Genomic DNA, 24,962 nt, shown 5'->3' with positions numbered 1-24,962 from the left:
ACAGAGTTAAACGATCATGTAAGAATCGTCGGCGTGACCGTCATCCGGACGAAGGTCGACCGCACCGCCCCCGACTTCCAGCGCAAGCGCACGGGCATGATGGAGCTGCTCGACCAGCTCGACGCGCTGCTCGAGCAGTCGCGCGCCGGGGGCGGCGAGAGCAAGGTCGCCCGCCACCGCAAGCGCGGCAAGCTGCTCCCGCGCGAGCGGATCGAGCAGCTGCTGGACCGCGACAGCGCGTTCCTGGAGCTCAGCCCGTTCGCCGCCTACGGCACCGACTACGAGCTCGGCGCGAGCGTCGTCACCGGCATCGGCGTCGTCGAGGGCGTCGAGTGCGTGATCATCGCGACCGACCCGACGATCCGCGGCGGCACGATCAACCCGTTCACCGGCAAGCGCTCGACGCGCGCGCTGGAGGTCGCCGAGACGAACCGCATGCCGCTCGTCTGGATGGTCGAGTCCGGCGGCGCGGACCTGCCCAAGCAGGCGGAGATCTTCATCCCCGGCGGCGACACCTTCCGCCGCCTCACGAGCCTCTCCCGGCAGGGCATCCCGACGGTCTCGATCGTCTTCGGCAACAGCACCGCCGGCGGCGCCTACATCCCCGGCATGTGCGACTGGAACGTGTTCATCCAGGAGCGCAGCAAGGTCTTCCTCGGCGGCCCGCCGCTCGTGAAGATGGCGACCGGCGAGGAGTCCGACGACGAGAGCCTCGGCGGCGCCGACATGCACGCCCGCACCAGCGGCCTCGCCGACTACCTCGCCGCCGACGAGCCCGACGCGCTGCGCCTCGGCCGCCAGGTCGTGCGACGGCTCAACTGGCGCAAGGCCGGCCCGGGGCCCACGCGCCTGCCGGTCCGCGAGCCGCTCGCCCCGATCGACGACCTCGCCGGGATCGCCTCGATCGACCTGAAGGAGCCGTTCGACATGCGCGAGGTCATCGCGCGGATCCTCGACGGCAGCGACTACGACGAGTTCAAGCCCCTCTACGGGACCTCGCTCACCACCGGCTGGGGCGCGATCCACGGCTTCCCCGTCGGCATCATCGCCAACACCCAGGGCATCCTCTTCAGCGAGGAGGCCCAGAAGGGCACGCAGTTCATCCAGCTGACCAACCGGATGGACGTCCCGCTGCTCTTCATCCACAACGTCACCGGCTTCATGGTCGGCAAGGAGTACGAGCAGAAGGGGATCATCAAGCACGGTGCGCAGATGATCAACGCGGTCACGAACTCGACCGTGCCGCACCTCGCGCTCATCGCCGGCGGCTCCTACGGGGCGGGCAACTACGGCATGAGCGGGCGCGCGTACAACCCGCGCTTCGTCTTCGCCTGGCCCAACGCGAAGCTCGCGGTGATGGGCCCGCAGCAGCTGGCGGGCGTGCTGAGCATCGTCGCCCGCGCGGCCGCCGAGGCGAAGGGCAAGGCCTACGACGAGGACTTCGACGCCGCGATGCGCAAGGCGGTCGAGGAGCAGATCGAGCGCGAGTCGCTCGCGCTCGCCAACAGCGGCCTGCTCTACGACGACGGCATCATCGATCCGCGCGACACGCGGACCGCCCTGGGCCTCGCGCTCAGCGCGGTGCACTCCGGCACGGTGGAGGGCGCCGACGGCTACGGCGTCTTCCGGATGTAGAGGGACGACCATGAAGACGCTCCTGATCGCCAACCGCGGCGAGATCGCCCGCCGCATCATCCGCACCGCGCGCGCGATGGGCCTGCGCACGGTCGCCGTGTACTCCGACGCCGACGCGGACATGCCGTTCGTGCGCGAGGCGGACGTCGCGGTCCGCCTCGGCGGCAACACGCCCGCCGAGTCCTACCTGCGCGTCGACGCGCTGCTCGACGCGGCGCGCCGCACCGGCGCCGACGCCGTCCATCCCGGCTACGGCTTCCTCGCCGAGTCGTCGTCCTTCGCGCGCGCGTGCGCGGACGCGGGCGTCACCTTCGTCGGCCCGACCCCGGAGGCGATCGACGCCATGGGGTCGAAGATCGGGGCCAAGTCGCGGCTGCGCGACGCGGGCGTGCCCGTGCTGCCGGACGCCGACGTCACCGGCCTCGAGGGCGCAGCGCTGCGCGAGGCGGCGGACGGGGTCGGCTACCCGCTGCTCGTCAAGCCGTCCGCCGGGGGCGGCGGCAAGGGCATGCAGGTGGTGGGCTCCGCCGACGAGCTCGAGGCCGCCGTCGGCGCCGCGCGGCGGCTGGCCAAGGACGCCTTCGGCGACGACAGCATGCTCCTCGAGCGGTTCGTCGAGCGCGGCCGGCACGTCGAGATCCAGATCCTGGGCGACACGCACGGCACCGTCACGCACCTGGGCGAGCGCGAGTGCTCGGTCCAGCGCCGCCACCAGAAGGTGCTCGAGGAGTCCCCGTCCGTCGCCGTGTCGCCGGAGCTCCGCGCGCGGATGGGGGACGCCGCGGTCGCCGCCGGCGAGGCGATCGCGTACGTCGGAGCGGGCACGGTGGAGTTCCTCCTGGCCGCGGACGGCAGCGAGGACTTCTTCTTCCTCGAGGTCAACACGCGCCTGCAGGTCGAGCATCCGGTGACCGAGGAGGTCACGGGCGTCGACCTCGTCCGCGAGCAGCTGCAGATCGCGGCGGGCGCGCCGATCGGTGCGCATGCGAGGAAGCCGGAGCCGGTGGGGCATTCGATCGAGGTCCGCCTCTACGCCGAGGATCCCGCGAGCGACTTCCTCCCGCAGACCGGGGTGCTCACGCGCCTGGCGTTCCCGCAGGACCGCCCGGGCCTGCGCGTCGACGCGGGCGTCGAGTCGGGGTCGGAGGTCTCGATCTACTACGACCCGATGATCGCGAAGGTCATCGCGCACGCCCCGACGCGCGCGGAGGCCGCGCGGACGCTCGCGGCCGCGCTGCGCCAGACGCACATCGACGGGCTGCGGACCAACCGGGACTTCCTCGTGCGGCTGCTGGAGGACGAGCGGTTCCTCGCCGGGGAGATCGACACGCGCTTCCTGGACCGGGACGAGTCGCTGCCGCTGCGGGCGCCGCTCGCCTCCCCGCAGGAGGTGCGGCTGGCGGCGGCGGCCGCGGCGCTCGCCCGGCAGGCGGCCGAGCGCGACGCGGCGGTCGTGCAGGCGACGCTGCCCAGCGGCTGGCGCAACAGCCCGTCCCAGGACCAGCTCGTGGAGTACGCGCACGGCGACGCGGTCCTGCGCGTGACGTACTGCTTCCGCCGCGAGGGCCTGGACCGGATCGCGGTCGACGACGCCCCGCTCGGGGACGTGCGGCTGCTGTCCGCCACCGCGGAGGCGGTGGTGCTCGAGGTCGACGGGGTGCGCCACGCCTTCAGCGTGCGGCGCGCGGCGGGGCTGGAGGCGGGGCCGACCGCGGTGACCGGTCCGGCCGGGCAGGTCGACCTCGTCGAGCAGGAGCGCTACCTCGATCCGAGCGCGCAGGACGCGCCCGGATCGCTGCTCGCGCCGATGCCCGGCTCGGTCATCCGCGTCGACGTGCGCGTCGGGGACGAGGTGTCCGCGGGCACGCCGCTGCTGGTCCTCGAGGCGATGAAGATGGAGCACGAGATCGTCGCGCCGCTGGACGGCACGGTGACCGAGCTGCCGGTCCAGGTCGGAGCGCAGGTGGACGCCGGGTCGCTGCTGGCGGCGATCGAGGCGCCGCCCGAGGACTGACCCCGAGGCGCCAGGCATCGACTGCCCCGGTGCCAGGTTCAGGCGCAGGGCGGCTGGGCGACGACCCGCCGGTGCTCCTGCATCGGCCCTGCAGCCACGCCCAGAATGCGGGCTCCTGGCGGTTCGAACCCGGTGGTCGTGCCGGGGCGCGGTCGCCGCGCGGGCGGTGCGGCGCCCGTCCCGCACGGATGATCTGTCACCGTTCCGGGCACGGATACGCAACGACCGCTCCGGTTTCCGACCGTTGCGTCCGATACACAGGCACATGCACTTCGTGGAGCTCCCACATCTGATCGACGTCCGGCTGGACCACGAGGGTCTGCCCGCCGTCACCGTCGTGTTCGACCTCACGACCGATCAGATCGGTGCGACCCTGCACGCGCTGCGCACGATCCGCGAGGCGCGGTTCGCGAACGCGTCGATGTCGACCGACGAGGCACTCGCGCTGCGGGAGCTGACGTCGCTGGTCGACGAGTTCGCCGACATGAGCTACGCGGAGGCGACCGCGCGGATCGAGACGACGATCGCGCGCGTCGGCGTGCTGAAGGACGCCGTCGCCGAGTTCGGCATGGGCCGCCACCTCGAGCGCGAGGGCGACATGGCCGCCCACCCGATCGCGGGCGCGCTGCTGCCCGCGCTGGAGGACCTCCACGCCGAGGCCCTCCGCGCGTTCTTCGACGCCAACGAGGCGTCGACCACGCCGCGCTGCTGAGCGGCGCCTACGCGAGCGCGGCGCGGACGGTGTCCGCGACCGGCGTGACGGGCCGGCCGATGAGCCGCTCGAGGTCGTCGCCGTCGTGCTCGAGGGCGCCGGCGTCGATCTGCACGTCGACGTCGGCGAAGATCGCGGCGACCGGCGCCGGCAGGCCCGCGCCGACGAGCAGCTGCTCGTAGTCGGCCGGGGCGAGCGGGCGGTAGGGGATCTCGCGGCCGGCGACGGTCGAGATGGTCGCGGCGAGCTCGGCGAGCGTGATCGCCGGGCCGGACAGCTCGTAGGCACGACCCGCGTGGCCTTCGCCGGCGAGGACGACGGCGGCGGCGAGCGCGTAGTCGTCGCGAGCGGCGAGCCCGACGCGGCCGCTGGCGGCGGCGCCGACGAGCGCGCCATGCTCGATCGTCTGGTCGAGCGTGCGCGTGTAGTTCTCGGTGTACCAGCCGTTGCGCAGCAGCACGGCGGGCAGCCCGCTGTCGGCGATGAGCCGCTCGGTCTCCTGGTGCTCGGCGGCGAGCTGCATGCGGGTGGTCTCGGCGTTGAGGATGCTCGTGTAGGCGAGCAGTCCGACGCCCGCGGTCCGGGCGGCCTCGATGACCGCGGTGTGCTGGGGGATGCGCCGGCCGGGCTCGCTGCCGGAGACGAGGAGGAGGCGGTCGACGCCGTCGAGCGCCGGGGCGAGCGTCTCGGGCTGGTCGTAGTCGAACGCGCGGACGGTGACGCCGCGGGCGGCGAGGTCGTCGGCGGCGGCGGGAGTGCGGGCGAGCGCGACGAGGTCGGCGGCGGGGACGCCGCGGTCGAGGAGGTGGGTGACGGTGGCGCGGCCGAGCTGTCCGGTGCTGCCGGTGATGGCGATGGAGGGCATGGCGAAAAAGCTAGCACTATCGAAAAGTAAGCACTATCGATCCGCTACGATCGGTCGGTGGATCCGGCCCTCGAGAGCGACGTCTTCGCCCGTGCGTGCACCTCGCGGCTCGTCCTGCAGGACGTCACCGGCCGCTGGGGCGCGCTCGCCCTCGGGGCGCTCCACGAGGGTCCCGCCCGCTTCAACGCCCTGCGCCGCCGCGTCGACGGGGTCAGCGAGAAGATGCTCGCCCAGACCCTGCAGGCGCTCGAACGCGACGGCTTCGTCGTCCGCGACGTGCAGGGCACGATCCCGCCCAAGGTCGAGTACCGCCTGACGCCGCTCGGCGCGCGCCTCGCCGAGCAGCTCGTCGCCCTGATCGAGCTCGTCGAGGGCTCGATGGGCGAGGTCCTCGCCGCGCAGGCCGCCTACGACGCGACCAGGGACTGATCGCCCGCGAGGATCGCCGCCGCCGTGCGGTCGGCGAGCGCCATGATCGTGACCATCGGGTTGACCCCCGGCGCGGTCGGGAACGCGCTCGCGTCCCCGATCCACACCCCCGGCGCGTCGTGCAGCTCGCCGCGCCCGTCGGCCACCGAGGTCTCCGGGTCGCCGCCCATCCGGCACGACCCCATCTGGTGGGCGCTGAAGCACGTCACCTGCCCGGCGTCGTAGGACGCCTCGCGCAGCCGGTCCAGGAACGCGTCGAGGTCGTCGCCCTGGCGCCAGCGCAGCTCGCGCGCGTGCGTCGTCACGAGCTCCGCCGCCCCCGCGGCGACGTGCATGCGCGCGAGCTCGACGTGCGCGCGGACCGCCAGCTCGCGGTCGACCGGATCGTCGAGGTCCCAGCGCACCACCGCCCGGCCGCGGTCGTCGAGCACGACCCGGCCCGATCCGTGGTCGCGCGCGACGGTGATGAACGGCGCGGTGTTCGGCATCAGCCGCATGAGGCGCTTGTGCTGCTCCCCGCTGTCCCACGGGTAGGCGACGGCCGCGAAGGCGGGCATCTGCCCGGCCGCCTCGAGCAGGAAGCCGTGGCCGTCCTGCACGTCGAAGAAGTGGTCCGAGAGCGCGGACTGCACCTGCCCGCGCCAGCCCTCGACCGGCTCGTCGTAGATCCCGTAGACGACGAACGCCGGGTGCACGCGCAGGTTCCGGCCGACCGCCGGCCCGCCGATCCCGGAGCGCAGCAGCAGCGCGGGTGACTCGATCGAGCCCGCGGCGACGACGACGGTCGACGCGCGCACGGTCAGCGCCGTGGTCGTGCCGTCCGGCGCGGTGACGGTCGCGACGACCCCGGTGGCGGCGCCCGTCGCGTCCACCGTCACGCGGTCGACGTGGCAGCCGGTGATCGCCCGAGCGCCGTCGTCGGAGGCGTCCTGCAGCCACGTCGTCATCGACGAGCGCTTGCAGCCGCGCTGGCAGCCGAGCAGGCAGAAGCCGCATCGCTCGGGGTCGTCGTCGGGGGCGGCGTTGCGCCACAGCGGCCGGTGCTCGTAGCCCAGCGCGTCGCAGGCGGCGAGCATCCGCCGGTGCGTGCCGTTCTGCGTCGTGGCCTCGGTGTTCGCCCCGATGCGCTCGAGCACGACGTCGACGTGGTCGCGCACGAACGCGTCGTCGTCGAGACCGTCGAGCCCGTGGCCCGCCCACTCCGCCAGGACCGCGGCGGGCGGCCGCACGCAGTTCATGTAGTTCACCACGGTGCCGCCGCCGAGCGTGGCGCCCGCGAGGATCGCGAGCGACCCGGACTCCGACGAGGCGAGCCCGCCGCCGTAGTAGAGCTCGAAGTACCCGGGCACCTCGAGGTTGGAGAAGTCGGCCTCGTTGCGGTACTGGCCCGCCTCGAGCACGAGGACCTCCTTGCCCGCCGCGGCGCAGCGCGCCGCGACGACGCCGCCGCCGGCGCCCGAGCCGACGACCACGACGTCGCAGGCGAGCACGGCGTGCTCCCCGGAGACCTCGTGCACCGCGAGCGTCTTGGGCGTCGCCGGCGGGGCGCTCGGCGGGCCCGGGAAGCCGATCGCGTCCCAGTTGACGTTGCGCCCGTCGGCGCCCGGCAGCCCGTAGAAGAACAGCATCGTCAGGCCGCGCAGCGCGTCGAGCCCGAGCCGTGCCGCCGGGTCGGCGGCGACGCCGTGCAGGATCGCGGTCCGCCCGGCGAGGTCGGCCGCGTCGAACCCGGCATCCGCCAGCGCCTCCAGCAGGCCGGCGAACCCGGCGATCTCCTCCGGGGTCATGACCTGGCCCATCAGGCCCTCGACCTGCTCGACGACGCCGACCGCGGTCGCGGGACGCTCGAGGAACGCGCGCTCCACCGGGTCGGCGCTCGCGCTCGGCACCGCGGGCGCGTAGGTGTCGCACACCAGTGCGAGCGTGGCGCGCTGCGCGTCGGTCAGCACGGCGACGGGCGCTGCGGACATCGGGACCTCTCCTCTCGGACCTCGGACCGGCCGACCCTAACCCCGCCGGTCCGGCCGGGGCAACCGCATGGTTCGGGCCTCGCCGTCGTTCGCGCTGACATGCGCGCACGCCCCCTCCTGCTGACGCTGCTGCTCGCCGTGCTGCTGCTGCTGCCGTCCGCGGCCGTCGCCGCGAACCCCGACCTGCCGTCCGGTCCCCGCTGGTACGAGGACCCGCGGGTGGGTGCCGAGTGGACCGAGGAGTACATCACCGAGGCGGACGGGACCGTCCTGCACGCGGACGTCCTGCGCCCCAAGGGCCTGCCGCGGGACGCGCGCACGCCGGTGATCCTCACGATCGGCCCGTACTTCGCGCACGCGGGCGGCTTCGGGCTCACGGGCGCGCTCGACGGCGACCCGGCGCTCCCGGTCGGCAAGCAGGCGGGACCGTCGGACGTCTGGACGGACCTCTTCGTCCACGGGCAGCTGATGCAGCGCGGCTACACCTTCGCGTTCGTCGACACGCGCGGGACCGGCGGCTCGACCGGCTGCCTGGACTTCGCCGGCCCGGGGGAGCAGACGGACGTCGTCGAGGCGGTCCGCTGGGCGGCCGACGCCCCGTGGTCGACCGGGTCGGTCGGCATCTACGGCAAGTCCTACCTGGGCGTGACCGGCCTGGTCGGCGCGGTGAAGGAGCCGCCCGGCCTGAAGGCGGTCGTCTCGATGGAGCCGGTCTACGACCAGTACGAGTACCTCTACGCCAACGGCGTGCGGTTCCTCAACTCGCTCGGCACGCCGCTGCTCTACTACGACATCGCCGCGACCCCGGGCATCGTCACGAGCGACTCCCCGCAGTACCAGCTCAACGCGCTGAACGACCTCGAGCGACCGGGCTGCCCGGTCCGCGGCTACCTCGAGCAGGCGGGCAACAGCGACAAGAGCACGCCGTTCTGGCAGGCCCGCGACCTCGTGCGGCAGGCCGTCGGGCGCGGGCGCGTCCCGCTGTTCCTCACGCAGGGGTTCCTGGAGGACAACACCAAGCCGGTGGCCAACGCCTGGCGGTTCTTCAACGCGCTGGGCGGCCGCGGGCACCGTGCCTGGTACGGGCAGTTCGACCACATCCGCGGCGGTGAGGAGGAGAGCGGCGACCGGCGGGACCTCGCGGGCTTCCACGCCGAGGTGATGCGGTTCTTCGACCACCACGTCCGCGGCGTCCCGCTGGCCGACGCGCCGGTGGACCGCGACCCGCCGATCCGCGTGCAGACCTCCGACGGCAGCTGGCGGACGGAGCGGTCGTGGCCGCCCGCCGACGTGCAGCCGCTGCGGACCACCCTGACCCCCGGCGGCCGCTACGAGGACACGGGCCTCAACCGGGGGACCGGCGAGGCGTCGCTGCTGCCGGTGGGCACGGACGGCCTGGGAGCGTGGACGATCAGCCCGCCGCTGCCGCACGACGCGCACTATGCGGGCGTCACGCACGCCTCCCTGCAGCTCGCCGCCGCCCGCCCGGGCGCGTCGCTGTCGGTCGACGTGTACGACATCGGCCCGGACCGCCGCGCGCTGCTGCTCAGCCGCGAGGCGTCGCTGGTCCCGGCCGACGGGCGCGTCGAGCTGGACCTCTACGGCCAGGACTGGAAGCTGCCCGCCGGGCACCGGGTCGGGGTCCGCGTCGGCTCGGCGGACGCCGAGTGGTGGACGCCGGTCGGCACGCAGCAGACCGTGACGCTGGTGCGCGGCACCGTCGACCTGCCGTTCCTGCGCCACCGCCGCACCGAGGCCGTCGCGCTCAAGCGGCCGAAGCGCCTGGACACGTGGCTGGAGGACGCCCCGATCACCGTGCCGCAGGAGACGATCGACGCCGCGACCGCGCCGGGCTTCACGCTGCCCGCCGCGCAGACCGCGCTGCCGGTCCCGGCGGTCGCCCCGCCGGCGAACGTCCCGGTGGGCGGGCCGACGGCGCGGCTGACGGCCCGGATCAGCGCGACCGCCCGACGGCGGGGCGGCCGCGTACGGCGCATCACGGTGCTCGGCAACGCGCCGCGGGGCGCGCGCGTCACCGTCGCGCTACGGCGCGGCGGACGCGTCGTCGCCACGCGGCGGGTCACGGCGCGGGTCGGCGCCTACCGGGTGACGTTCCGCGTGCGTCGCGCCGGACGCTACGCGGCGCGCGTCGGGGCGCGGCGCGGCACGCTGGCCCTGACGGCGCGCACCCGGGCGGTGCGCGTGCGCTGACGGCTCTGGGGGGATTCCCAGGGTCGTCCCGGCCGGCGCTCAGCCCGGGCGCCGATCCTGACGACCATGATCCCCTCCACCAAGCGCACGGCCGCGATCGCGTCGGCCGTCCTCCTGTCCCTCGGCGGCGGCGCGTACGCCACCGCCGCCTCCACGACCGGCCCGTCCGGCACCGCGACCGAGCGTCGCGCCCCGAACGAGACGGCGCTGACCGGCGAGACCGCCGAGAAGGTCCGGGCCGCCGCGCTCGAGAAGGTCCCGGGCGGCACCGTCCTGCGGGTCGAGACCGACGAGGGCGGCGTCTACGAGGCGCACGTCCGCAAGGCCGACGGCACCGAGGTCGAGGTGAAGGTCGACCGCGACTTCACCGTCACGGCCGTCGAGACCCGCGCCGCGCGCGGTCCGGGCGGTCGCGGCCACGGCCCGCGGATGGACACGGCGGCGCTCGCGAAGACGCTCGGCGTGACCGAGACCAAGCTCCGCGCCGCCCTCGACGCCGTCCGGCCCGCCAAGGGCGAGCGGTCGGCGCGCGGTGCGGACCGCGCGGCGGCGATCGCCAAGGCCCTCGGCGTCACGCAGGCGCAGGTACAGGACGTGCTCGACGCCAACCGGCCGGAGCGCGGCACGGCACGCCCGACCCCGGGCGCCAAGCCCGACCGGTCCGCCCTGGTCGCGGCGCTCGCGAAGGCGTTCGACGTGTCGACCGCGAAGGCGACCGCGGCCGTGGAGGCGGCCGAGAAAGCGCACCGCGCGGAGCACGAGAGCCGTGATCGCGAGCTCGCCGCCGCGCTCGCCAAGGAGCTCGGGCTCGACGCCGCGAAGGTCCAGGCCGCCCTCGAGGCCGCCCGCCCGCAGCGCCCGTAGCCCGGCGCGCCGCTCCGGTGCCTACCGCGGCTCAGCCGCGGTAGGCCCGCTTGGGCGTGCGGTCGTCCGACAGCGACTCCTGCGTGCGCAGCACGAGCTGCTCGATCGCGTCGGCGAGGTGGATCGGCGCGATGTTGTAGTCGCCGCGCTCGACGCGGATCTGGTGGGCGAGCAGCAGCACCTGCGTGTGCGTCACGCCGACCGGCGGCTCGAACCGGTAGGAGGCCAGCTCGATGAGGAAGCCGAGCGGGTCGGTGAAGTAGATCGAGTCCATGAACCCGCGGTCCTTCACGCCGGAGTGCGTGATGCCGCGCTCGTCGAGCCGCTCGACGGCCTGCCGGAACGTCGCCTGCGACAGGTTGATCGCGAGGTGGTGCACGCAGCCCGGGTCGGTGGGCGTGCGGGACGGCTCCGGGGTGCGGTCCTCGTTGGTGAAGATCGTGATGAGGCGCCCGTCGCCCGGGTCGAAGTACAGGTGGCTCTCCCCGGGGTTGTCGAGGTTCGGCTGCTCGAACACGAACGGCATGCCGAGCACCCCCTCCCAGAAGTCGATCGAGGTCTGCCGGTCGGCGCCGACGAGGGTGATGTGGTGGACGCCCTGGGCTTGGAGCTTGCGCATAGTCCGTAGCCTCGCAGCCCACAATGGCCGGCGGGTGCGGATAGGCGCGTCAGGCGGGGGCGGCCGCGGCTGCTTCGGCGCCCGCCGCCGCGTTGCGGCGTCCCATCACGCGGGCGAACAGCCCGGCGGTGAGGAACATGAACACCGAGTAGACCGCGCCGGGGATCGCGAGCTCGCTGTCGATCGAGGTGGCGACGGTGATCGTGAGCGTCGAGTTGTGGACGCCGAGCTCCATCGCGATCGCGGTGGCGGACCGCTCCGGCAGCCGCGCCGCGAGCGCGATCGCGAAGCTCGCGGACATCGCGACGAGGTTCAGCAGCAGCGCGGCGGGCGCGACCTCCGCGAACGAGTCGGTGACCTTGTCGAACTCGCTGATCACCGCGCCGAGCACGACCAGCGCGAACACCGCGAGGCTGATCGGCTTGATCCGCGGCTCGAGCGCGAGCGCCTTCTCGGGTCGGCGCGCCCGGTAGGTCATGCCGATCGCCAGCGGGATCAGCGTGATGCTGAACACGCGCACGACCGTGCCGAGCATCGACACGTCGTCCCCGAGCGGGGCGTCGAAGTGGTCGATCGCGAGCGTGAGGAACAGCGGCACGGTCAGGACCGCGCAGACCGACGACACGGCGGTCATCGTGACGCTGAGCGCGGTCTCCCCGCGCGCGAGGTGGGTGAGGAGGTTCGCCATCGCGCCGCCGGGGGACGCGGCCAGCAGGACGAGGCCGACGGCCATCACCGGGTCCAGGCCGGTGAGCTCGGCGACGAGGAACCCCCACAGCGGCGAGAGCAGCAGCAGGTTGCCCAGGCCGATCACGACGCCGCGCGGCGCGCGGAAGATCCGACGGAAGTCGTCGGGCGTCAGGGTCAGCCCGAGCGTGGCCATGATGATCGCCAGGGCGATCGGCAGGACGATCTCGGTCACGGCGCTCCTCGCTCCCCCACGGGCGGGAGCGTGCCAGATCCCGGAGTGGCGTGCGACGATCGCGCCCATGGACGAGGAGCTGACCGCCATCCGCGCGACCGTCGTCGGGCACGTCCAGGGCGTGTTCTTCCGCGACACCACGGTCGCCCGGGCCCGCGAGCTCGGGGTCCTGGGCTGGGTCCGCAACGGGGAGGACGCCGAGACCGTGCACGTGCACGCCGAGGGCCCCGACGGCGCGGTGGACCGCTTCATCTCGTTCCTCAACGAGGGTCCGCCGCGGGCCGAGGTCCGCGGCCTGGACCTCGAGTACGTGCCGGTGGAAGGGCACGAGCAGTTCGCGATCCGCGGCGTGCCGGCCGGCACGTTCGCCGTGCGCGAGACCGACGACGGCGGCTACGAGCTGGCGCTGGAGGTCGACGGTGGCCGGCGGCGCTGGGCGCTGCGCAAGCCGCCGTCCACCGAGCCGTCGGAGAAGCGGCTCGCGCTCCCCCTCGCCCCCGACGCCCCGGCCGCCACGGGCCCGACGTGGGACGCGGGACCGTACGAGCAGGGCGGACGCGTCCCGTGGCCGGCGGCGCTGGAGCGCGGCCACGCGGTCTTCGTCCTGCACGGGGAGCGGCTGACCGGCGGCTTCGCGCTGCAGCGCACCGCCGACGATCGCTGGCTCCTGGTCAAGCGCCGGGAGCGCTGAGCGCGTCCCGTACCCGCCCGGCCACCATCGCCATGGTGGTGCGCGCCCGCACCGGGTCCTCGGTGAGGAAGTAGTGGTCGGCGCCGGGCGTGACGTCGTGCACGACCTCGACGCCCGCCTCCCGCAGCCGCCGCGCGTAGGTGTCGCCGTCGCGGCGCAGGGTGTCGCGCTCCGCGGTCAGCACGATCGCGGGCGGCAGGTCCGACAGGTCGTCTGCGAGGACCGGGGAGGCGTAGGGCTCCGCGCGGGACGCCGGGTCGGGGAAGTACACGCGGCGCACGAGCCCGCGCAGCGACGGCGAGATCATCCCGGCGCCGGTCGGCAGCTCGGACGCGAGGTCCAGGGCGGGCACGCCGAGCACCTGCAGGCGCGCGGTGAACGTGCCGCGGTCGCGGGCCTGGAGGCACACCGACGCGGCGTTGCCGCCGCCGCTGGAGAACCCGCCGACCGTGACCGGCGCCTCCTGCGCGATCGCCGCGGCGACGTCGTGGCACTGCTCCTGCGCGACCGGGTACTGGACGTACGGGCCGGTGCGGAAGTCGACGTTCACGACCCGCACGCCGGCGGTCGCCGCGACGTACCGGCACCACCAGTCGTCCATCTGCGGGTAGCGCATGAGCCACGCGCCGCCGTGGAAGTGGACGTGCGCGGGACCGTCGGTCCCGCCGTACTCGTACACGGTCACGCGCCCGTGCCGGGTGGGGAGCTTGCGGCGGGCGGGGGCGGGCAGGTCCTGCCCGGCGAATCGCAGGTCCTTCCCGTACCGCACGGTGTACCGCGCGGACGCGTGCATGAGCGTGGCGCTGATCCGGTCGCTGATCCTCATCGAGGGGGATACGGACCAACTCGCCACGTGGACAACCGCGCGCGCCGCGGTTCATACGGGTGGACAACGACCCGGCGGCGCCTGCCCGCCAGGCTTGGCGGTCGCAGGGGCCTTCGGGTCCCGGGTTGGGTCAACCAAGCAGGAGAACCGCATGAAACTCGTGATCGGGATCGTCCGTCCCGAGAAGACGAACGACGTCCTGGGCGCGCTCTACGCCGCCGACATCCGCGGCTTCTCGATCACCCGCGTGCAGGGGCACGGCGGGGAGCTCGAGCGGGTCGAGACCTATCGCGGCACCACGGTGTCCGTGAGCATGGCCGAGAAGGTCCGCTTCGAGATCGCGGTCTCCGACGAGTTCGTGGACCCCGCCATCGAGGCGATCACGGCGGGCGCGCAGACCGGCGCGGTCGGCGACGGGAAGATCTTCGTGCTGCCGCTGGAGCGCGTCGTGCGCATCCGCTCCGGCGAGGCCGACAACCAGGCCATCACCCCGACGAAGGACGTGACCCCGTGATCGCCGCCGTCAACACGGGCGACACCGCCTGGATGCTCGTCGCCACCGCGCTCGTCCTCCTGATGACGCCCGCGCTCGGCCTCTTCTACGCCGGTCTCGTCCGCGCGAAGAACACGCTCAACACGTTCATGATGTGCGTCGCCGCGATGGGCATCGCGACGCTGACCTGGTCGGTCATCGGCTACTCCTTCGCGTTCGACGGGGACGGCGACCTGATCGGCGGCTTCGGCCACGCGTTCCTGCAGGGCGTCGACTTCGTCCCGCGCGAGGGCATGACGATCCCGCACATCGTCTTCTTCGCCTTCCAGGCGACGTTCTGCATCATCACGACGGCGCTCGTCGCGGGCGCGGTCGTCGAGCGCATGCGGTTCGTGCCGTTCCTGATCTTCGCGGCGCTGTGGTCGGTGCTCGTCTACGCGGTGCTCGCGCACTGGGCGTTCGGCGGCGGCTGGCTCATCGAGGGCGGCACGCTCGACTTCGCGGGCGGTGTCCCGGTCGAGATCGCGTCCGGCTTCTCCGCCGTGGCCGCGGCGATGGTCGTCGGGGCGCGCAAGGACTACGGCCGCCAGGCGATCCTGCCGCACAACGGCATGTTCGTCCTCGTCGGCGCCGGCCTGCTGTGGTTCGGCTGGTTCGGCTTCAACGGCGGCTCCGGCTTCTCGACCGGCAACGCGGGCGTGCTCGCGTTCGTCAACACGCTGCTGACGCCGGCGGCGACGCTCGTCACCTGGATCATCCTCGACGTCATCCGCAACAAGCAGGCGACCGCGGTCGGCGCGGCCACCGCGATCGTCGTCGGCTGCGTCGCGATCACCCCGGCGGGCGGGTTCATCTCCCCGGGCTGGGCGCTCGTCCTCGGCGTCGTCGCGACGTTCCCGTCCTACGCGGTGATCCTCTGGCGTCCGAAGACGAAGCTGGACGAGACGCTCGACGTCCTCGCCGCGCACGGCACCGCGGGCGTCGTCGGCATGATCTTCATCGGCCTCGTCGCGGAGACGGGCTGGAACGGCGTGTCCGACGGCCTGATCTACGGCAACGCCGGCCAGCTCTGGGACCAGCTGATCGCCGTCGTCGCCGCGATCGTCTACGCGTTCGTCGTGACCTACGGCCTGCTGAAGGCGATCGGGGCGCTCATGCCGCTGCGCGTGGCGGAGGACGAGGAGGGCACCGGCCTGGACCTCGTCGCCCACGGCGAGGAGGCCTACCCGGCCAGCGAGGGCGCGCTGCTCGTCTCGACGGAGTTCGCGTCGATCCGCTGAGGCCGTCTCCGGCCGCGATGTACGGATTATCCGGACACGACTGTCCGGATAATCCGTACACGGCCCGTGCCGCGGGCCCGCATCGGTTGTCACACGGTGTGGGCCGGCGGCACTGTAGGGGTGTGGAACCCCGTCTGGGACCATCGACCTTCCGGGAGCTCTGGACGGCGCACGCCGAGCCGCTGCTGCGGTTCTTCGCCCGCCGGACGATGGACCCGGAGGCGTCGATGGACCTCGTCGCGGAGACCTTCGCCGCCGCGTTCACCGGCCGGCGGAGGTTCCGTGGACGCACGCGCGAGGAGGAGGCCGCGTACCTGCACGGGATCGCGCGCCGTCAGCTCTTGCACTGGTACCGGCATGCTGCCGTGCAGCGCCGGGCGACCCGACGGCTCGGCGTCCAGCGGCCCGCGATGGACGACGAGTCCTACGCGCGCGTCGAGGAGCTCGTCCACTCCGCCCCCGAGCGCGCGGCGGTCCGCGCGGCGCTCCTGGCGCTCAGCGACGCGCAGCAGCAGGTCCTGCGGCTGCGCGTCGTCGAGGAGCGCGACTACGCCGAGATCGCCGCGGTGCTCGGGGTGACCGAGCAGACCGCGCGCGCCCGGGTCTCGCGGGCGCTGCGGGCACTCGACGGGGCGCTCGTGGCGGCGGAAGGACGGCCGTGAGCGGCATCGGGGCCCTCGACCGACTCGGCGAGCAGCTCGGCGACGCGGTTCGGGCGGAGCGTCGCGCGGGCCGTCGGCGCCGTCGTCTCGTCGGGAGTGTCGCGGCGGCGGCGCTGGCCGTCGCGGTCCCGGCGGCCGGGACGGCGACCGAGTGGGCCGGGCTGGCCGGCGGCGAGACGCCGCTGCCGGTCCAGGTTGCGGACGGAGGGCGTGCCACGCTCGCGGCGGGAGTCGACGGCCGCGGCGCCTGGAGCGTGGAGGCCTACCGGGCGGCGCTCTCGGGACGCTCCGCCGTCGGCGTCTGCGTGTTCACGGTCCGTCGCGACACGGGCGCGGGCCGCTGCGCGCCGGTCGAGCGGCTCGGGCCGCTCACGACGAGCCTCGACGCGGCCGCCGCGCAGGGGCTCGTGGGCGGCACGGTCCGCGGTCCGGTCTCCCGGGTCGAGGTGACGGTCACGCGCTCCGTGACCCCGACGGTGCGCGTCATCGCCACCACGCCCCCGGCCCCCGAGGCCGACCTGCTGCGTGCCCGTGACCTCCCGGACGACCTGCGGGCGTTCGTGGTGCTCCTCGGCGACCGCGACCTCGTCGGCGTGCGGGGCGTCCGGGCGCTGGACCGGCGCGGGGCGACCGTGGCGCTCGCCGGGCGGCCCGCGCCGCCCGCGCCGTCCGCTCCTGCGCGCCGAACCCCCGCGATCGATCAGGAAGTCTCACCGTGACCCGTCTACGCGCCGTCCTGCTGCTCGTGCTCGTCCTCGCGGCGTCGGTGGCCGGGGTCGTGGTCGCGTCGGGCGGACCGCCGGATCCGGCCCCGCCGCGCGCCGGTGACGACGTCCCGGGGGTCGTGTCGATCGGCCGCCCCGTCGAGCGACCCCCGGTGGCCGGAGCGCCCCCGACCGGGACGATCGAGCTGCGGGCGACGGACCCCGACGGCGGCCCGACGGTCGGTGTCCTGCAGTTCCCCTGGTCGAAGGTCCGCCGCGGGGCGCTGGTGCGGTACGCCTGCCACGCGCAGGGTCCCGAGGCGCGCCTGCCCCGCTACCCGACGGCCGAGGGCGGCCCATGCCGGCCCCTGGGTACTCGCGGCGACGGGCCCTGGTCGGTCTCGGTCGGCTCCGGGGCGGTGGCGGGTGTCGCGATCGGCGGGACGGTCCGGCCCCAGGTCCGGCGCCTGACCGTGGCCGGGCCCGGCGGAACGTTCGTGGTCCCGCGCTCGCGGACCGGGGCGTTCCTCGTCCTGTACGGGGAGGCGGCGCGCGGCAGCGCCGTCCTCACGGCGAGGCTGGCCGACGGCTCGACCCGCTACTACCGCACGAGTCTCCCGCCGACGCTTCGCCCGGACGGCGTGGCGCTGGCGCCGGACCCCGGGGGCCTGCCGATCTGGTGGGCGCAGGGCGGTCCGCGACCGACGCCACGCCGCACCTGCGTCCAGGTCAACCAGGACGCGGGCCGCGATCCCCGGCGGAACCCCGCCAGCCTGCGCCCGGTGTGCGGGGACCTTGCGCGCGGTGCGGTGTTCGCCCGCACGATCGCGGTCGAGCCGCGGTCACGGCCCGGCACGTTCGGTCCCGGGCCGTCCACCCCGCGCCGGACGGTGCTCGTCGGAGCGATCGCGAGCCGGGTGCGAGAGGTCGCCGTGGTCACGGCCGCGGGACGGCGGGTGCTGCCGGTCGGGGCGGCCGGGCGAACGTTCCTGGCCGTGTTCCCGCCGTCCGTGCGGAGCTTCGACCTGCTCCTCGAGGTCACGCTGCGGGACGGTCGCGTGCAGCGCTTCCCGAACCCGAGGGCGGTGAACCGCGCAGTGGCCCGTCACCCGATCCCACGGATCGTCGGGGCTGTCCGCCTGCGTCGCGATCCGGTCGGGGGCCGACGGGTGGTTCTCACCGCGCGGCTGGACCGTCCGGCCCGACGGTTCGAGGTCACCTTCCTGGGCCGGGAGGTCCGGATGCGGCCCGTCGCCGGGAGCCCGGGTCGGTACCGCGGCGTCTACGACGGCGATCGCGGCGTCCGCCGGCCGATCGTCTCCGGGCGGGTCTACGGGTTCTCGACGCTCGCCTGCGGCGACCACTGCGACGTCCGGCCGGCGAGCGCGCGTCTGCCCTGAGCGCTCAGTCGGCGCGCGCGGCGACCAGCCGGCAGAGCAGCAGCAGCTGCTGGATCTGCCGCTGGTCGGCGACCGAGACGGTGACGGCCCGGCTGGTCGGCCGGCGACCGGAGGGCACGCACGTCCGGTAGCGGCGGGTCTCGACGATCCGCCGGCCGCCGGTGGTGCGCACGACGACGCGCACGGTGTAGCGGCCCTTCGGCAGTCCGGTGAGCCGGATGCGCGCGGTGCGCGTGTTGCGCACGGTGCGCACGAGCTTCCCGTTGACGAACACCTGCGCGACGCGGGCGCGGACGCCGCGCCGCAGGCGGATGTCGAACGAGCGCCGTGACCGGCACGGCGCGGAGCTCGGCAGCTGCACGGGCTTGCGGCGCTGGGCGCGGCAGTCCTCGTAGCCGAGGTCGTACTGGGCGAGGTAGGCGTCCTCGTGCGGGCAGGGGTCCTGGTCCTTGAACGGCCAGACGCCGTCGCGGAACTGCACGACGTGGAAGCCCTTGTAGGCGTCGGGGAACCAGATCTGCCCGAGGTCGGAGCGGATGACCGGCCGCGCGACGGTGGCGTTGGCGAGCAGCGCCCCGGCCCCGGTGCTGACGGTGCCGGGGTTGTAGTACGCGATCTCGCGGGGCTTGGCGGGGTCGCGGATGTCGTAGACGCGCACGCCGGAGCCGAAGCTCGCGCACGCGCTGATCGTCGGGTCGATCACGCGGTCGACCGAGCAGTAGTGGGAGTCGTAGAGGAAGACCTGCGAGCCGATGACCGGGAAGACGTCCCCGGCGGTGAGGCCGTCGAGGGTCAGGAACGCGCGGTCGGCGAGGATCTTCGCGCAGTTCTCGGGGAGCATCACCTCGGTCTGCAGGCGGGAGACCTCGCGCGGCCTCGTCTCGTCGGAGAGGTCGACGATGACGGGGTAGCCGAAGTTCGACACGGCCTTCTCCCCGGGGATGCACTGGCTGCCCAGCGACCGGTACTCCCCCCAGTTCAGGAGGTGGGGCCGCCCGTCGTAGGTGAGGGGGATCGTCGACTGCTGGCCGCCGTTGTCGGGCAGGTACAGCTCCCCGATCGGGGTGATCGCCGCGTCGGGCCGGCGCTGCTGCACCTGGCTGGTGTCGGCGATGAGCAGTCGGCCGAGCCCGATGTCGGCGAAGTACCCGCGGGTGCCGTCGGCGCTCGTGGAGCAGCCGTGGATGCCGAACGGGCGCGGCGCCGACAGCTGGCGTGGGTTGCGCGGGTCGGTCAGGTCGATCGGGGTGATCGTGTCCGTGGAGCCCATGTAGTAGACGTTGCCGTCCGCCTGGAAGCAGCCCTCGTGGCCGACCGCGCTGGGCATGACGGTGTCGGCCAGGAGCTTCGGCTTGCGGCAGTCGCCGGAGATGTCGTAGACGGCGAGCTGTCGCGGTGAGGCGGGGTCGTCGAGCCGTCCGACCCCGGAGATCGTGTACCGGTCGGCGACGAGCAGCCCGCGGCCGGGGTGCACGCGCAGCGACTCGCCCGCGTTGCGGAACGGGCCCGCGGTGAGGTAGTCGGTCTGCCGGGGGTTGCGCGGGTCGCTGACGTCGAGCACGACGGTGCCGCCCTCGGCGCTGTAGAGGCCGATCGTGTCCGAGTAGTACGCGCAGTTGCGGTAGGTGTCGAAGTTCGCGAACGCGGTGCCGGGGAAGGCGCCGACCTCGTCGAGGTTGCAGTTGTAGCCGCGCGCCGCCCGGCCGCTGACGCGGTCGGCCACCGGGATCTGGCCCTGCAGTCCGGTCTCGGTGCGGTCCTGCGGCCCGCAGACGGCGGGCGATGCGGCCACGGCGGGCGGCGTTCCGGTCGCGCCGAGCACGGCGGCGACGACGGCGGCGACCAGCGATGCGCGGCGAGCTCCTCGACCCATCCGCCGACGCTACCGGGATCCGGAGCGTCGCGGGTGGGTGCTCAGCGATCGGGCCGGGAGATCGCGTCGCGGATGGCCAGCCAGGACGCGACGAGGTCCTCGGTCATCGCGTCGCGGTCGACCTCCAGGCGCCCGTCGAGCCAGTCGAGCAGCACGTGCGCGGTGCCGCCGACGAGCATCGCCGCGGCCTGGGCGATCCGGGCCTCCGCGGCGTCCCCGAGGATCTCGCGGCCCTCGGCGGTGGCGGCGGCGACGATGCGGTGGATGGTCGTGCTGCGGTGCCCGGCGGCGGCGTCGCCGAGGGGCACGGCGCCGAACAGCACGCGCGCCCGGCGCGGGTCGTCGGTCATGTCGGCGACGAGGGCACGCACGGCCGAGCGGATGCGGGCGTCGCCGTCGTCGGTGGGGTCGATCGCCCCGATCGCGGTGGCGATCGCGTCGTCGCCGAGGCGGCGGGTGACCGCGGCGAGCAGCTCGTCGAGGTCGGTGAACGACTCGTAGAAGTAGCGCTTGTTCAGCTCGGAGGCCTGGCAGACCGCGGCGATCGTGACGCCCTGGCGGCCGTGCTCGGCGACGAGCTCGAAGGCGGCGTCGAGCAGCCGCGCGCGGCGGGCCTGGGCGCGGGAGTCCGCGCTCTGCCCGCCGTACACGCGGGGTGTCGGGGGCGGTTCGGGAATCGTCTCCGCGCGGCTCACGTCATCTGGTACCTTAGCGACCCAGATGACGGAACGCCTGCTGACCCGACTCACCGACCAGCCGATCCCGGTCGGCGTCCGCGCCCGCCGCGCCGCCGCCGCGGCCGCCCGGCGCGCGCCCGAGCGCGGCGTCCGCGCGCTCGCGCAGCCGCCCGCCGGCAGCGGCCTGCAGCCCGTGATGGGCGACCCGGGACCGCCCGGCGTCGGCTACACGTTCAACCTCCTGCAGGACACGATCGCCTTCTCGCGCGACCGCTACGCGCGCTACGGCAGCGTCTCCTGGCTGGGCGGCTTCGGCACGCAGGTCGCGCTCGTCCTCGGCCCGTCCGCGATCGAGACCGTGCTCGCCAACCGCGACGGCGCGTTCTCCAGCCAGCAGGGATGGAACTACCTGATCGGCCCGTTCTTCGAGCGCGGCGTGATGCTCATGGACTTCGAGGAGCACCGCCACCACCGGCGCATCATGCAGCAGGCGTTCAAGCGCGACCGGCTGAACGTCTACCAGGAGAACATGACCCCGACGATCGCCCGCGGGGTCGAGCGCCTGCCGGTCGGTCGCGCGTTCCCGCTGCTCCCGGCGATCAAGCAGCTGACCCTCGACATCGCGACGGAGGTCTTCGTCGGCGGGGAGCTCGGCCCGGAGGCCGACCGCGTCAACGAGGCGTTCATCGAGACCGTCGTCGCCGGGCAGGCCGTCGTCCGCGCCGACGTCCCCGGCGGCCGCTGGCACAAGGGGTTGCGCAGCCGCCGCTACCTCGAGCAGTACTTCCGCGGTCAGATCGCCACGAAGCGCGCGAGCGACGGCGACGACCTCTTCAGCGTCCTGTGCCGCGCGGAGAGCGAGGACGGCGAGCGGTTCTCCGACGCCGACATCGTCAACCACATGATCTTCCTCATGATGGCCGCGCACGACACGAGCACGATCACCACGACGATGATGGTCCACTACCTCGGCCAGCACCCGGAGTGGCAGGAGCGGCTGCGCGAGGAGTCCGTCGCGCTCGGCAAGGAGGCGATCGGCTACGACGACCTCGACGCGCTCCCGGCGATGGACCTCGCCTTCCGCGAGACGCTGCGGATGAACGGGCCGGTCGGGATCGTCGCGCGGCGGACGCTGACCGACACCGAGATCGACGGGCGCTTCGTGCCGCAGGGCACGCTTCTGGCGGTCGGCCTGTACCCGAGCCAGCGCATGGAGCCGTGGTGGAGCGACCCGGACCGCTTCGACCCCGAGCGGTTCGCCGAGGGCCGCCGCGAGGACCTCTCCCACAAGTACGCGTGGGCGCCGTTCGGCGGCAACGTCCACAAGTGCATCGGCATGCACTTCGGCGGCATGGAGGTCAAGGCGATCCTCCACCGGCTGCTGCTCACGCGCCGCTGGTCGGTCCCGGCCTCCTACGACCCGGTGATCGACTTCGGCACCGGGCCCTTCCCCGCCGACGGCCTGCCCGTCGAGCTGCGGCCGGTCTGACGGCGGTCGACCGGCCCCGGAACGAGGAAACCCGCCTCGGGGGCGGGTTTCGCGTCGAGTGGAGCTGAGGGGACTCGAACCCCTGGCCTCTGCCATGCGAAGGCAGCGCTCTACCAGCTGAGCTACAGCCCCAGACGGGTCCCGGAAGGTAGCAGGATCGACCGCCCGGACGCCCGCTCGCGGCGCGTCCCCGCGATCGATCCGCGGCGGCGCGCCGATCGGGCGCCCGCCGCCACCGACCGCGTGCCGCTCAGGCCGCTGCGCGAGCGGCCTCGCGCAGGGTGACCGCGACCTCGACGCCCGCGCGCCGGCCGCCGGCGAGCGCGCCGTTGATCGACGCGGTGTCGCGGTGGTCGCCGCACACCCACAGGCGGGAGCGCAGCCGCACCGGCCGCTGCTCGGGCTCCAGGGCGCCCGGCTCCTGGCGGGGCTGGGCGTGGGCGATCCGGTCGGTGCGCAGCAGCCGCCAGCCGTCGACCGTGGCGCCGAACCAGCCGCGCAGCTGGTCGCGGACCGCGGTCTCGGTCGTCGCGTCGTCGCCGGGCGCGTCGCCGGGGATGCTCGCGTTGACGAGCGTGCGGCCCGCCGGCGCGTAGCCCGGGGCGACGTCCGACAGCACGGCGACGTTGTTCACCGGCCCGTGCCCGTCCCCGTCGAGGACGAGGATCGGCCGGCCGGCGGTCGGGGAGGCGGGGGCGTCGAACCACAGCGCGGTGGTGCTGACGCTGCCGGGGTCCGGGACCTCGGGCAGCAGCTGCGCCGCGACCGGCCCGGCGGTGGCGACGACCACGGCCGCCGCGTCGACGCGGCCGCCGTCGGCGAGCGTCACGCCATCCTCGTCGACGTCTGTCACGCGCACGCCCAGCCGCACCGTCCCCGCGGGCAGGCGGCTCGCGAGCTGCTCGGGGATGGCCTGCATGCCCGCGTTCGGGACCGCGGTGCCCCCGGCGAGGAACGACCCGAGGACGAACCGCAGGAACCGCGCGCTCACGTCCAGCCGCGGGTCGAGCGTGATGCCCGCCAGGAACGGCCGCAGGAAGCCGTCGATCAGCGCGTCCGACAGGCCCGCGTCGCGCAGCGCCTGCGCGGTCGTCGTCGTGTCGGCCGGTGCGCCCGGAGCGTCGGCGCCGTCGCGGACCGCGCGGTGCGCGTCGCGCAGCAGCCGCGCGAGCGCCAGCGCGTCCCCGGGGGCGGCCAGGCCGCCGCGCAGCGCGCCGAGCGCCTCGAGCGGGTGGCGGCGCGGATCCCCGACGACGACCTGGCGGCCGCCGCGCTGCACGAGCGCCCCGGCGTGGAACTCGCGCAGGTTCAGCGCGTCGAGGTCGAGCTGCGCGCGGGCCTGCGGGTAGCCGGTCAGGAGGACCTGGAAGCCGCGGTCCAGGCGGAAGCCCTCGACGACGTCCGTGCGCACCCGCCCGCCGACGCCGTCGTCGGCCTCCAGCACGGTGACGGGGACGCCGCGCTCGTGCAGCGCGCGGGCGCACGCGAGACCGGCGAGGCCGGCTCCGACGACGACGACGGGACGGGACGGGGAAGAGCTCACGACAAGGGGTACGCGCCAGGACCGGCGCGGGCCTACGCGATCGCGCGCAGCGTCGCGGCGGTCGCCGCGGCGACCAGCACGACCACGAGGAACGGGGCCCGCCGCCAGACCAGCAGCGCCGCCACGCCCAGGGCGGGCACGCGCGCGTCGAGGACCAGTCGCTCGCCGCCGTCGACCGTCTGCACGAGGATCAGCGCCCCGAGCAGCGCGACCGGCACGAGGCCCAGGGCCGCCTCGACGTCCGGTCGCAGCGTGCGGCCGCCGAGGACGAGCGGCCCGGCCGCCTTCATCGCCCAGGCCGCGGCGGCCAGCAGCAGCAGCGCGGTCCAGCTCACGGGGCGTCCGCGGGGTCGTCGGTCGGCGCGGCCGCGCGCAGCGCCCGCAGCCCCGGCAGCACGCCGAGCACCGCGGCGAGGATCGGCAGCCCCGCCGGCGCGACGGGCACGAGCGCGACCGCGACCGCCGCGCCGACGCCCGCGGCCGTCCGCGTGGCACGGTCGCGCAGCTGCGGCCACAGCAGCGCGAGGAACGCGGCCGGGAACATCGCGTCGAGCCCGAGCGCGCGCGGGTCGCCGATCCCCTCGCCCGCCAGCGCCCCGGCGAGCGACCCGGCGTTCCAGCAGACGAACACGCTCAGGCCGGTGAGCAGGAACGCGCGGTGCGCCCCGTGCGGGTCGGCCTGGGCCCGGGCCATCGCGGTCGACTCGTCGATCACGAGCTGCGCCTCGACGCCCCGCCGCAGCCGGCCGCCGCGCAGCACCGGCGCGAGCGCGAGCCCGTACAGCCCGTTGCGGGCGGCGAGCAGCAGCGCCGGGGCCAGGGCGGCCGCCGCGCTGCCGCCCGCGCCGAGCACCCCGATCACCGCGAACTGCGACGCCCCGGTGAAGACGAGCGCCGACATCGCGCAGGTCTGCGCGACCGACAGCCCCGCCGCCACGGCCAGCACCCCGTAGGAGACGGCGTACGCGCCGGTCGCGAGGCCGATCGCGAGCGCCGCGCGCAGGACGGGGTCGGGTCGGCGCACCCGCGCATTCAAGCGCGTCCCCCGACACCCCGCACACCGGTGCGAGCCGCGCCGGTAGC

23 protein-coding genes and 1 tRNA gene are annotated in these 24,962 nt (G+C 74.5%); 13 read left to right on the top strand and 11 right to left on the bottom strand.

Features of this window, described 5'->3' with window-relative positions:
• The first annotated feature begins 33 nt into the window (after positions 1-33).
• The 3 genes from C7Y72_RS04985 to C7Y72_RS04975 all read left to right on the top strand — a co-directional run bounded on the left by C7Y72_RS04985 (position 34) and on the right by C7Y72_RS04975 (position 4,361).
• Positions 34-1,635 carry an acyl-CoA carboxylase subunit beta gene (locus tag C7Y72_RS04985; protein WP_199223860.1) on the top strand — a complete coding sequence of 534 codons (1,602 nt, stop codon included), beginning with the start codon at positions 34-36 and terminating at the stop codon, positions 1,633-1,635.
• A 10-nt stretch (positions 1,636-1,645) separates the two neighbouring features.
• Positions 1,646-3,649: an ATP-binding protein gene (locus C7Y72_RS04980; RefSeq protein ID WP_107567480.1), complete on the top strand. Its 2,004-nt coding sequence runs from the start codon at positions 1,646-1,648 to the stop codon at positions 3,647-3,649.
• Positions 3,650-3,914: 265 nt separating this feature from the next.
• Positions 3,915-4,361 (top strand): hypothetical protein, encoded by a 447-nt coding sequence (locus C7Y72_RS04975; RefSeq protein WP_107567479.1) that lies wholly within the window; start codon positions 3,915-3,917, stop codon positions 4,359-4,361.
• A 7-nt stretch (positions 4,362-4,368) separates the two neighbouring features.
• Here C7Y72_RS04975 and C7Y72_RS04970 read toward each other — a convergent pair whose 3' ends face one another.
• Positions 4,369-5,226 carry an SDR family oxidoreductase gene (locus tag C7Y72_RS04970; protein WP_107567478.1) on the bottom strand — a complete coding sequence of 286 codons (858 nt, stop codon included), beginning with the start codon at positions 5,224-5,226 and terminating at the stop codon, positions 4,369-4,371.
• Positions 5,227-5,283: 57 nt separating this feature from the next.
• On the opposite strand from C7Y72_RS04970, the gene C7Y72_RS04965 reads away from it, so the two are divergent.
• Positions 5,284-5,655: a winged helix-turn-helix transcriptional regulator gene (locus C7Y72_RS04965; RefSeq protein ID WP_107567477.1), complete on the top strand. Its 372-nt coding sequence runs from the start codon at positions 5,284-5,286 to the stop codon at positions 5,653-5,655.
• On the opposite strand, the gene C7Y72_RS04960 is transcribed toward C7Y72_RS04965, so the two are convergent.
• On the bottom strand, positions 5,634-7,625 hold the full coding sequence (locus C7Y72_RS04960) for an FAD-dependent oxidoreductase (RefSeq protein WP_107567476.1): 1,992 nt from the start codon (positions 7,623-7,625) through the stop codon (positions 5,634-5,636). The two genes, C7Y72_RS04965 and C7Y72_RS04960, sit on opposite strands and share 22 nt — an antisense overlap.
• Positions 7,626-7,724: 99 nt before the next feature.
• On the opposite strand from C7Y72_RS04960, the gene C7Y72_RS04955 reads away from it, so the two are divergent.
• Together C7Y72_RS04955 and C7Y72_RS22715 are read left to right on the top strand one after the other, a co-directional pair.
• Complete coding sequence (locus C7Y72_RS04955) at positions 7,725-9,836, top strand: CocE/NonD family hydrolase (protein WP_107567475.1); 2,112 nt, start codon at positions 7,725-7,727, stop codon at positions 9,834-9,836.
• Positions 9,837-9,902: 66 nt separating this feature from the next.
• The gene (locus tag C7Y72_RS22715) at positions 9,903-10,700 is read left to right on the top strand and encodes a PepSY domain-containing protein (protein WP_146175260.1); all 798 of its coding nucleotides are present in this window, start codon (positions 9,903-9,905) and stop codon (positions 10,698-10,700) included.
• A gap of 31 nt (positions 10,701-10,731) precedes the next feature.
• Here the strand turns inward: C7Y72_RS22715 and C7Y72_RS04945 are convergent, their stop codons facing one another.
• Together C7Y72_RS04945 and C7Y72_RS04940 are read right to left on the bottom strand one after the other, a co-directional pair.
• Positions 10,732-11,319 (bottom strand): VOC family protein, encoded by a 588-nt coding sequence (locus C7Y72_RS04945; protein WP_107567474.1) that lies wholly within the window; start codon positions 11,317-11,319, stop codon positions 10,732-10,734.
• A 49-nt stretch (positions 11,320-11,368) separates the two neighbouring features.
• Positions 11,369-12,310 carry a bile acid:sodium symporter family protein gene (locus C7Y72_RS04940; RefSeq protein ID WP_230316871.1) on the bottom strand — a complete coding sequence of 314 codons (942 nt, stop codon included), beginning with the start codon at positions 12,308-12,310 and terminating at the stop codon, positions 11,369-11,371.
• Between C7Y72_RS04940 and C7Y72_RS22710 the strand changes: the two genes are divergently transcribed.
• Positions 12,309-12,932, top strand: a complete 624-nt coding sequence (locus tag C7Y72_RS22710) for an acylphosphatase (protein WP_146175259.1) — start codon at positions 12,309-12,311, stop codon at positions 12,930-12,932. The two genes, C7Y72_RS04940 and C7Y72_RS22710, sit on opposite strands and share 2 nt — an antisense overlap.
• Here the strand turns inward: C7Y72_RS22710 and C7Y72_RS04930 are convergent.
• A complete protein-coding gene (locus tag C7Y72_RS04930; RefSeq protein WP_107567472.1) occupies positions 12,913-13,758 on the bottom strand; it encodes an alpha/beta hydrolase in 846 nt (281 codons plus the stop codon). The genes C7Y72_RS22710 and C7Y72_RS04930 overlap by 20 nt on opposite strands.
• A gap of 151 nt (positions 13,759-13,909) precedes the next feature.
• On the opposite strand from C7Y72_RS04930, the gene C7Y72_RS04925 reads away from it, so the two are divergent.
• From C7Y72_RS04925 to C7Y72_RS04905, 5 genes are all read left to right on the top strand, one after another.
• Entirely contained in the window at positions 13,910-14,272 is a 363-nt protein-coding gene (locus tag C7Y72_RS04925; RefSeq protein ID WP_107567471.1) for a P-II family nitrogen regulator, read from the top strand.
• On the top strand, positions 14,269-15,531 hold the full coding sequence (locus tag C7Y72_RS04920; RefSeq protein WP_233243722.1) for an ammonium transporter: 1,263 nt from the start codon (positions 14,269-14,271) through the stop codon (positions 15,529-15,531). Before C7Y72_RS04925 ends, C7Y72_RS04920 begins: the two co-directional genes overlap by 4 nt.
• Before the next feature lie 122 nt (positions 15,532-15,653).
• Positions 15,654-16,193, top strand: coding sequence for an RNA polymerase sigma factor (locus C7Y72_RS04915; protein ID WP_158276650.1), 540 nt, complete (start codon positions 15,654-15,656; stop codon positions 16,191-16,193).
• Positions 16,190-16,912, top strand: a complete 723-nt coding sequence (locus C7Y72_RS04910; RefSeq protein ID WP_107567469.1) for a hypothetical protein — start codon at positions 16,190-16,192, stop codon at positions 16,910-16,912. Before C7Y72_RS04915 ends, C7Y72_RS04910 begins: the two co-directional genes overlap by 4 nt.
• Positions 16,909-18,297: a hypothetical protein gene (locus C7Y72_RS04905; protein WP_107567468.1), complete on the top strand. Its 1,389-nt coding sequence runs from the start codon at positions 16,909-16,911 to the stop codon at positions 18,295-18,297. The genes C7Y72_RS04910 and C7Y72_RS04905 overlap by 4 nt, the downstream gene beginning before the upstream one ends.
• Positions 18,298-18,301: 4 nt before the next feature.
• On the opposite strand, the gene C7Y72_RS04900 is transcribed toward C7Y72_RS04905, so the two are convergent.
• Positions 18,302-20,170: an LVIVD repeat-containing protein gene (locus tag C7Y72_RS04900; protein WP_107567467.1), complete on the bottom strand. Its 1,869-nt coding sequence runs from the start codon at positions 20,168-20,170 to the stop codon at positions 18,302-18,304.
• A 41-nt stretch (positions 20,171-20,211) separates the two neighbouring features.
• Positions 20,212-20,865 carry a TetR/AcrR family transcriptional regulator gene (locus C7Y72_RS04895; RefSeq protein ID WP_158276649.1) on the bottom strand — a complete coding sequence of 218 codons (654 nt, stop codon included), beginning with the start codon at positions 20,863-20,865 and terminating at the stop codon, positions 20,212-20,214.
• 25 nt (positions 20,866-20,890) lie between these two features.
• On the opposite strand from C7Y72_RS04895, the gene C7Y72_RS04890 reads away from it, so the two are divergent.
• Positions 20,891-22,336 carry a cytochrome P450 gene (locus tag C7Y72_RS04890; RefSeq protein WP_107567466.1) on the top strand — a complete coding sequence of 482 codons (1,446 nt, stop codon included), beginning with the start codon at positions 20,891-20,893 and terminating at the stop codon, positions 22,334-22,336.
• A 59-nt stretch (positions 22,337-22,395) separates the two neighbouring features.
• Here the strand turns inward: C7Y72_RS04890 and C7Y72_RS04885 are convergent.
• The 4 genes from C7Y72_RS04885 to C7Y72_RS04870 form a co-directional block, all read right to left on the bottom strand.
• Positions 22,396-22,468 (bottom strand) — tRNA-Ala (locus C7Y72_RS04885).
• 118 nt (positions 22,469-22,586) lie between these two features.
• Entirely contained in the window at positions 22,587-23,879 is a 1,293-nt protein-coding gene (locus C7Y72_RS04880) for an NAD(P)/FAD-dependent oxidoreductase (RefSeq protein WP_107567465.1), read from the bottom strand.
• A 32-nt stretch (positions 23,880-23,911) separates the two neighbouring features.
• On the bottom strand, positions 23,912-24,214 hold the full coding sequence (locus tag C7Y72_RS23690) for an AzlD domain-containing protein (protein WP_199223859.1): 303 nt from the start codon (positions 24,212-24,214) through the stop codon (positions 23,912-23,914).
• Positions 24,211-24,903, bottom strand: coding sequence for an AzlC family ABC transporter permease (locus tag C7Y72_RS04870; protein WP_158276648.1), 693 nt, complete (start codon positions 24,901-24,903; stop codon positions 24,211-24,213). The genes C7Y72_RS23690 and C7Y72_RS04870 overlap by 4 nt, the downstream gene beginning before the upstream one ends.
• Positions 24,904-24,962: the final 59 nt, after the last annotated feature.

Source organism: Paraconexibacter algicola, assembly GCF_003044185.1.
Classification (GTDB): Bacteria; Actinomycetota; Thermoleophilia; order Solirubrobacterales; family Solirubrobacteraceae; genus Paraconexibacter; species Paraconexibacter algicola.
This window is presented reverse-complemented; position numbering and strand designations above follow the sequence as displayed.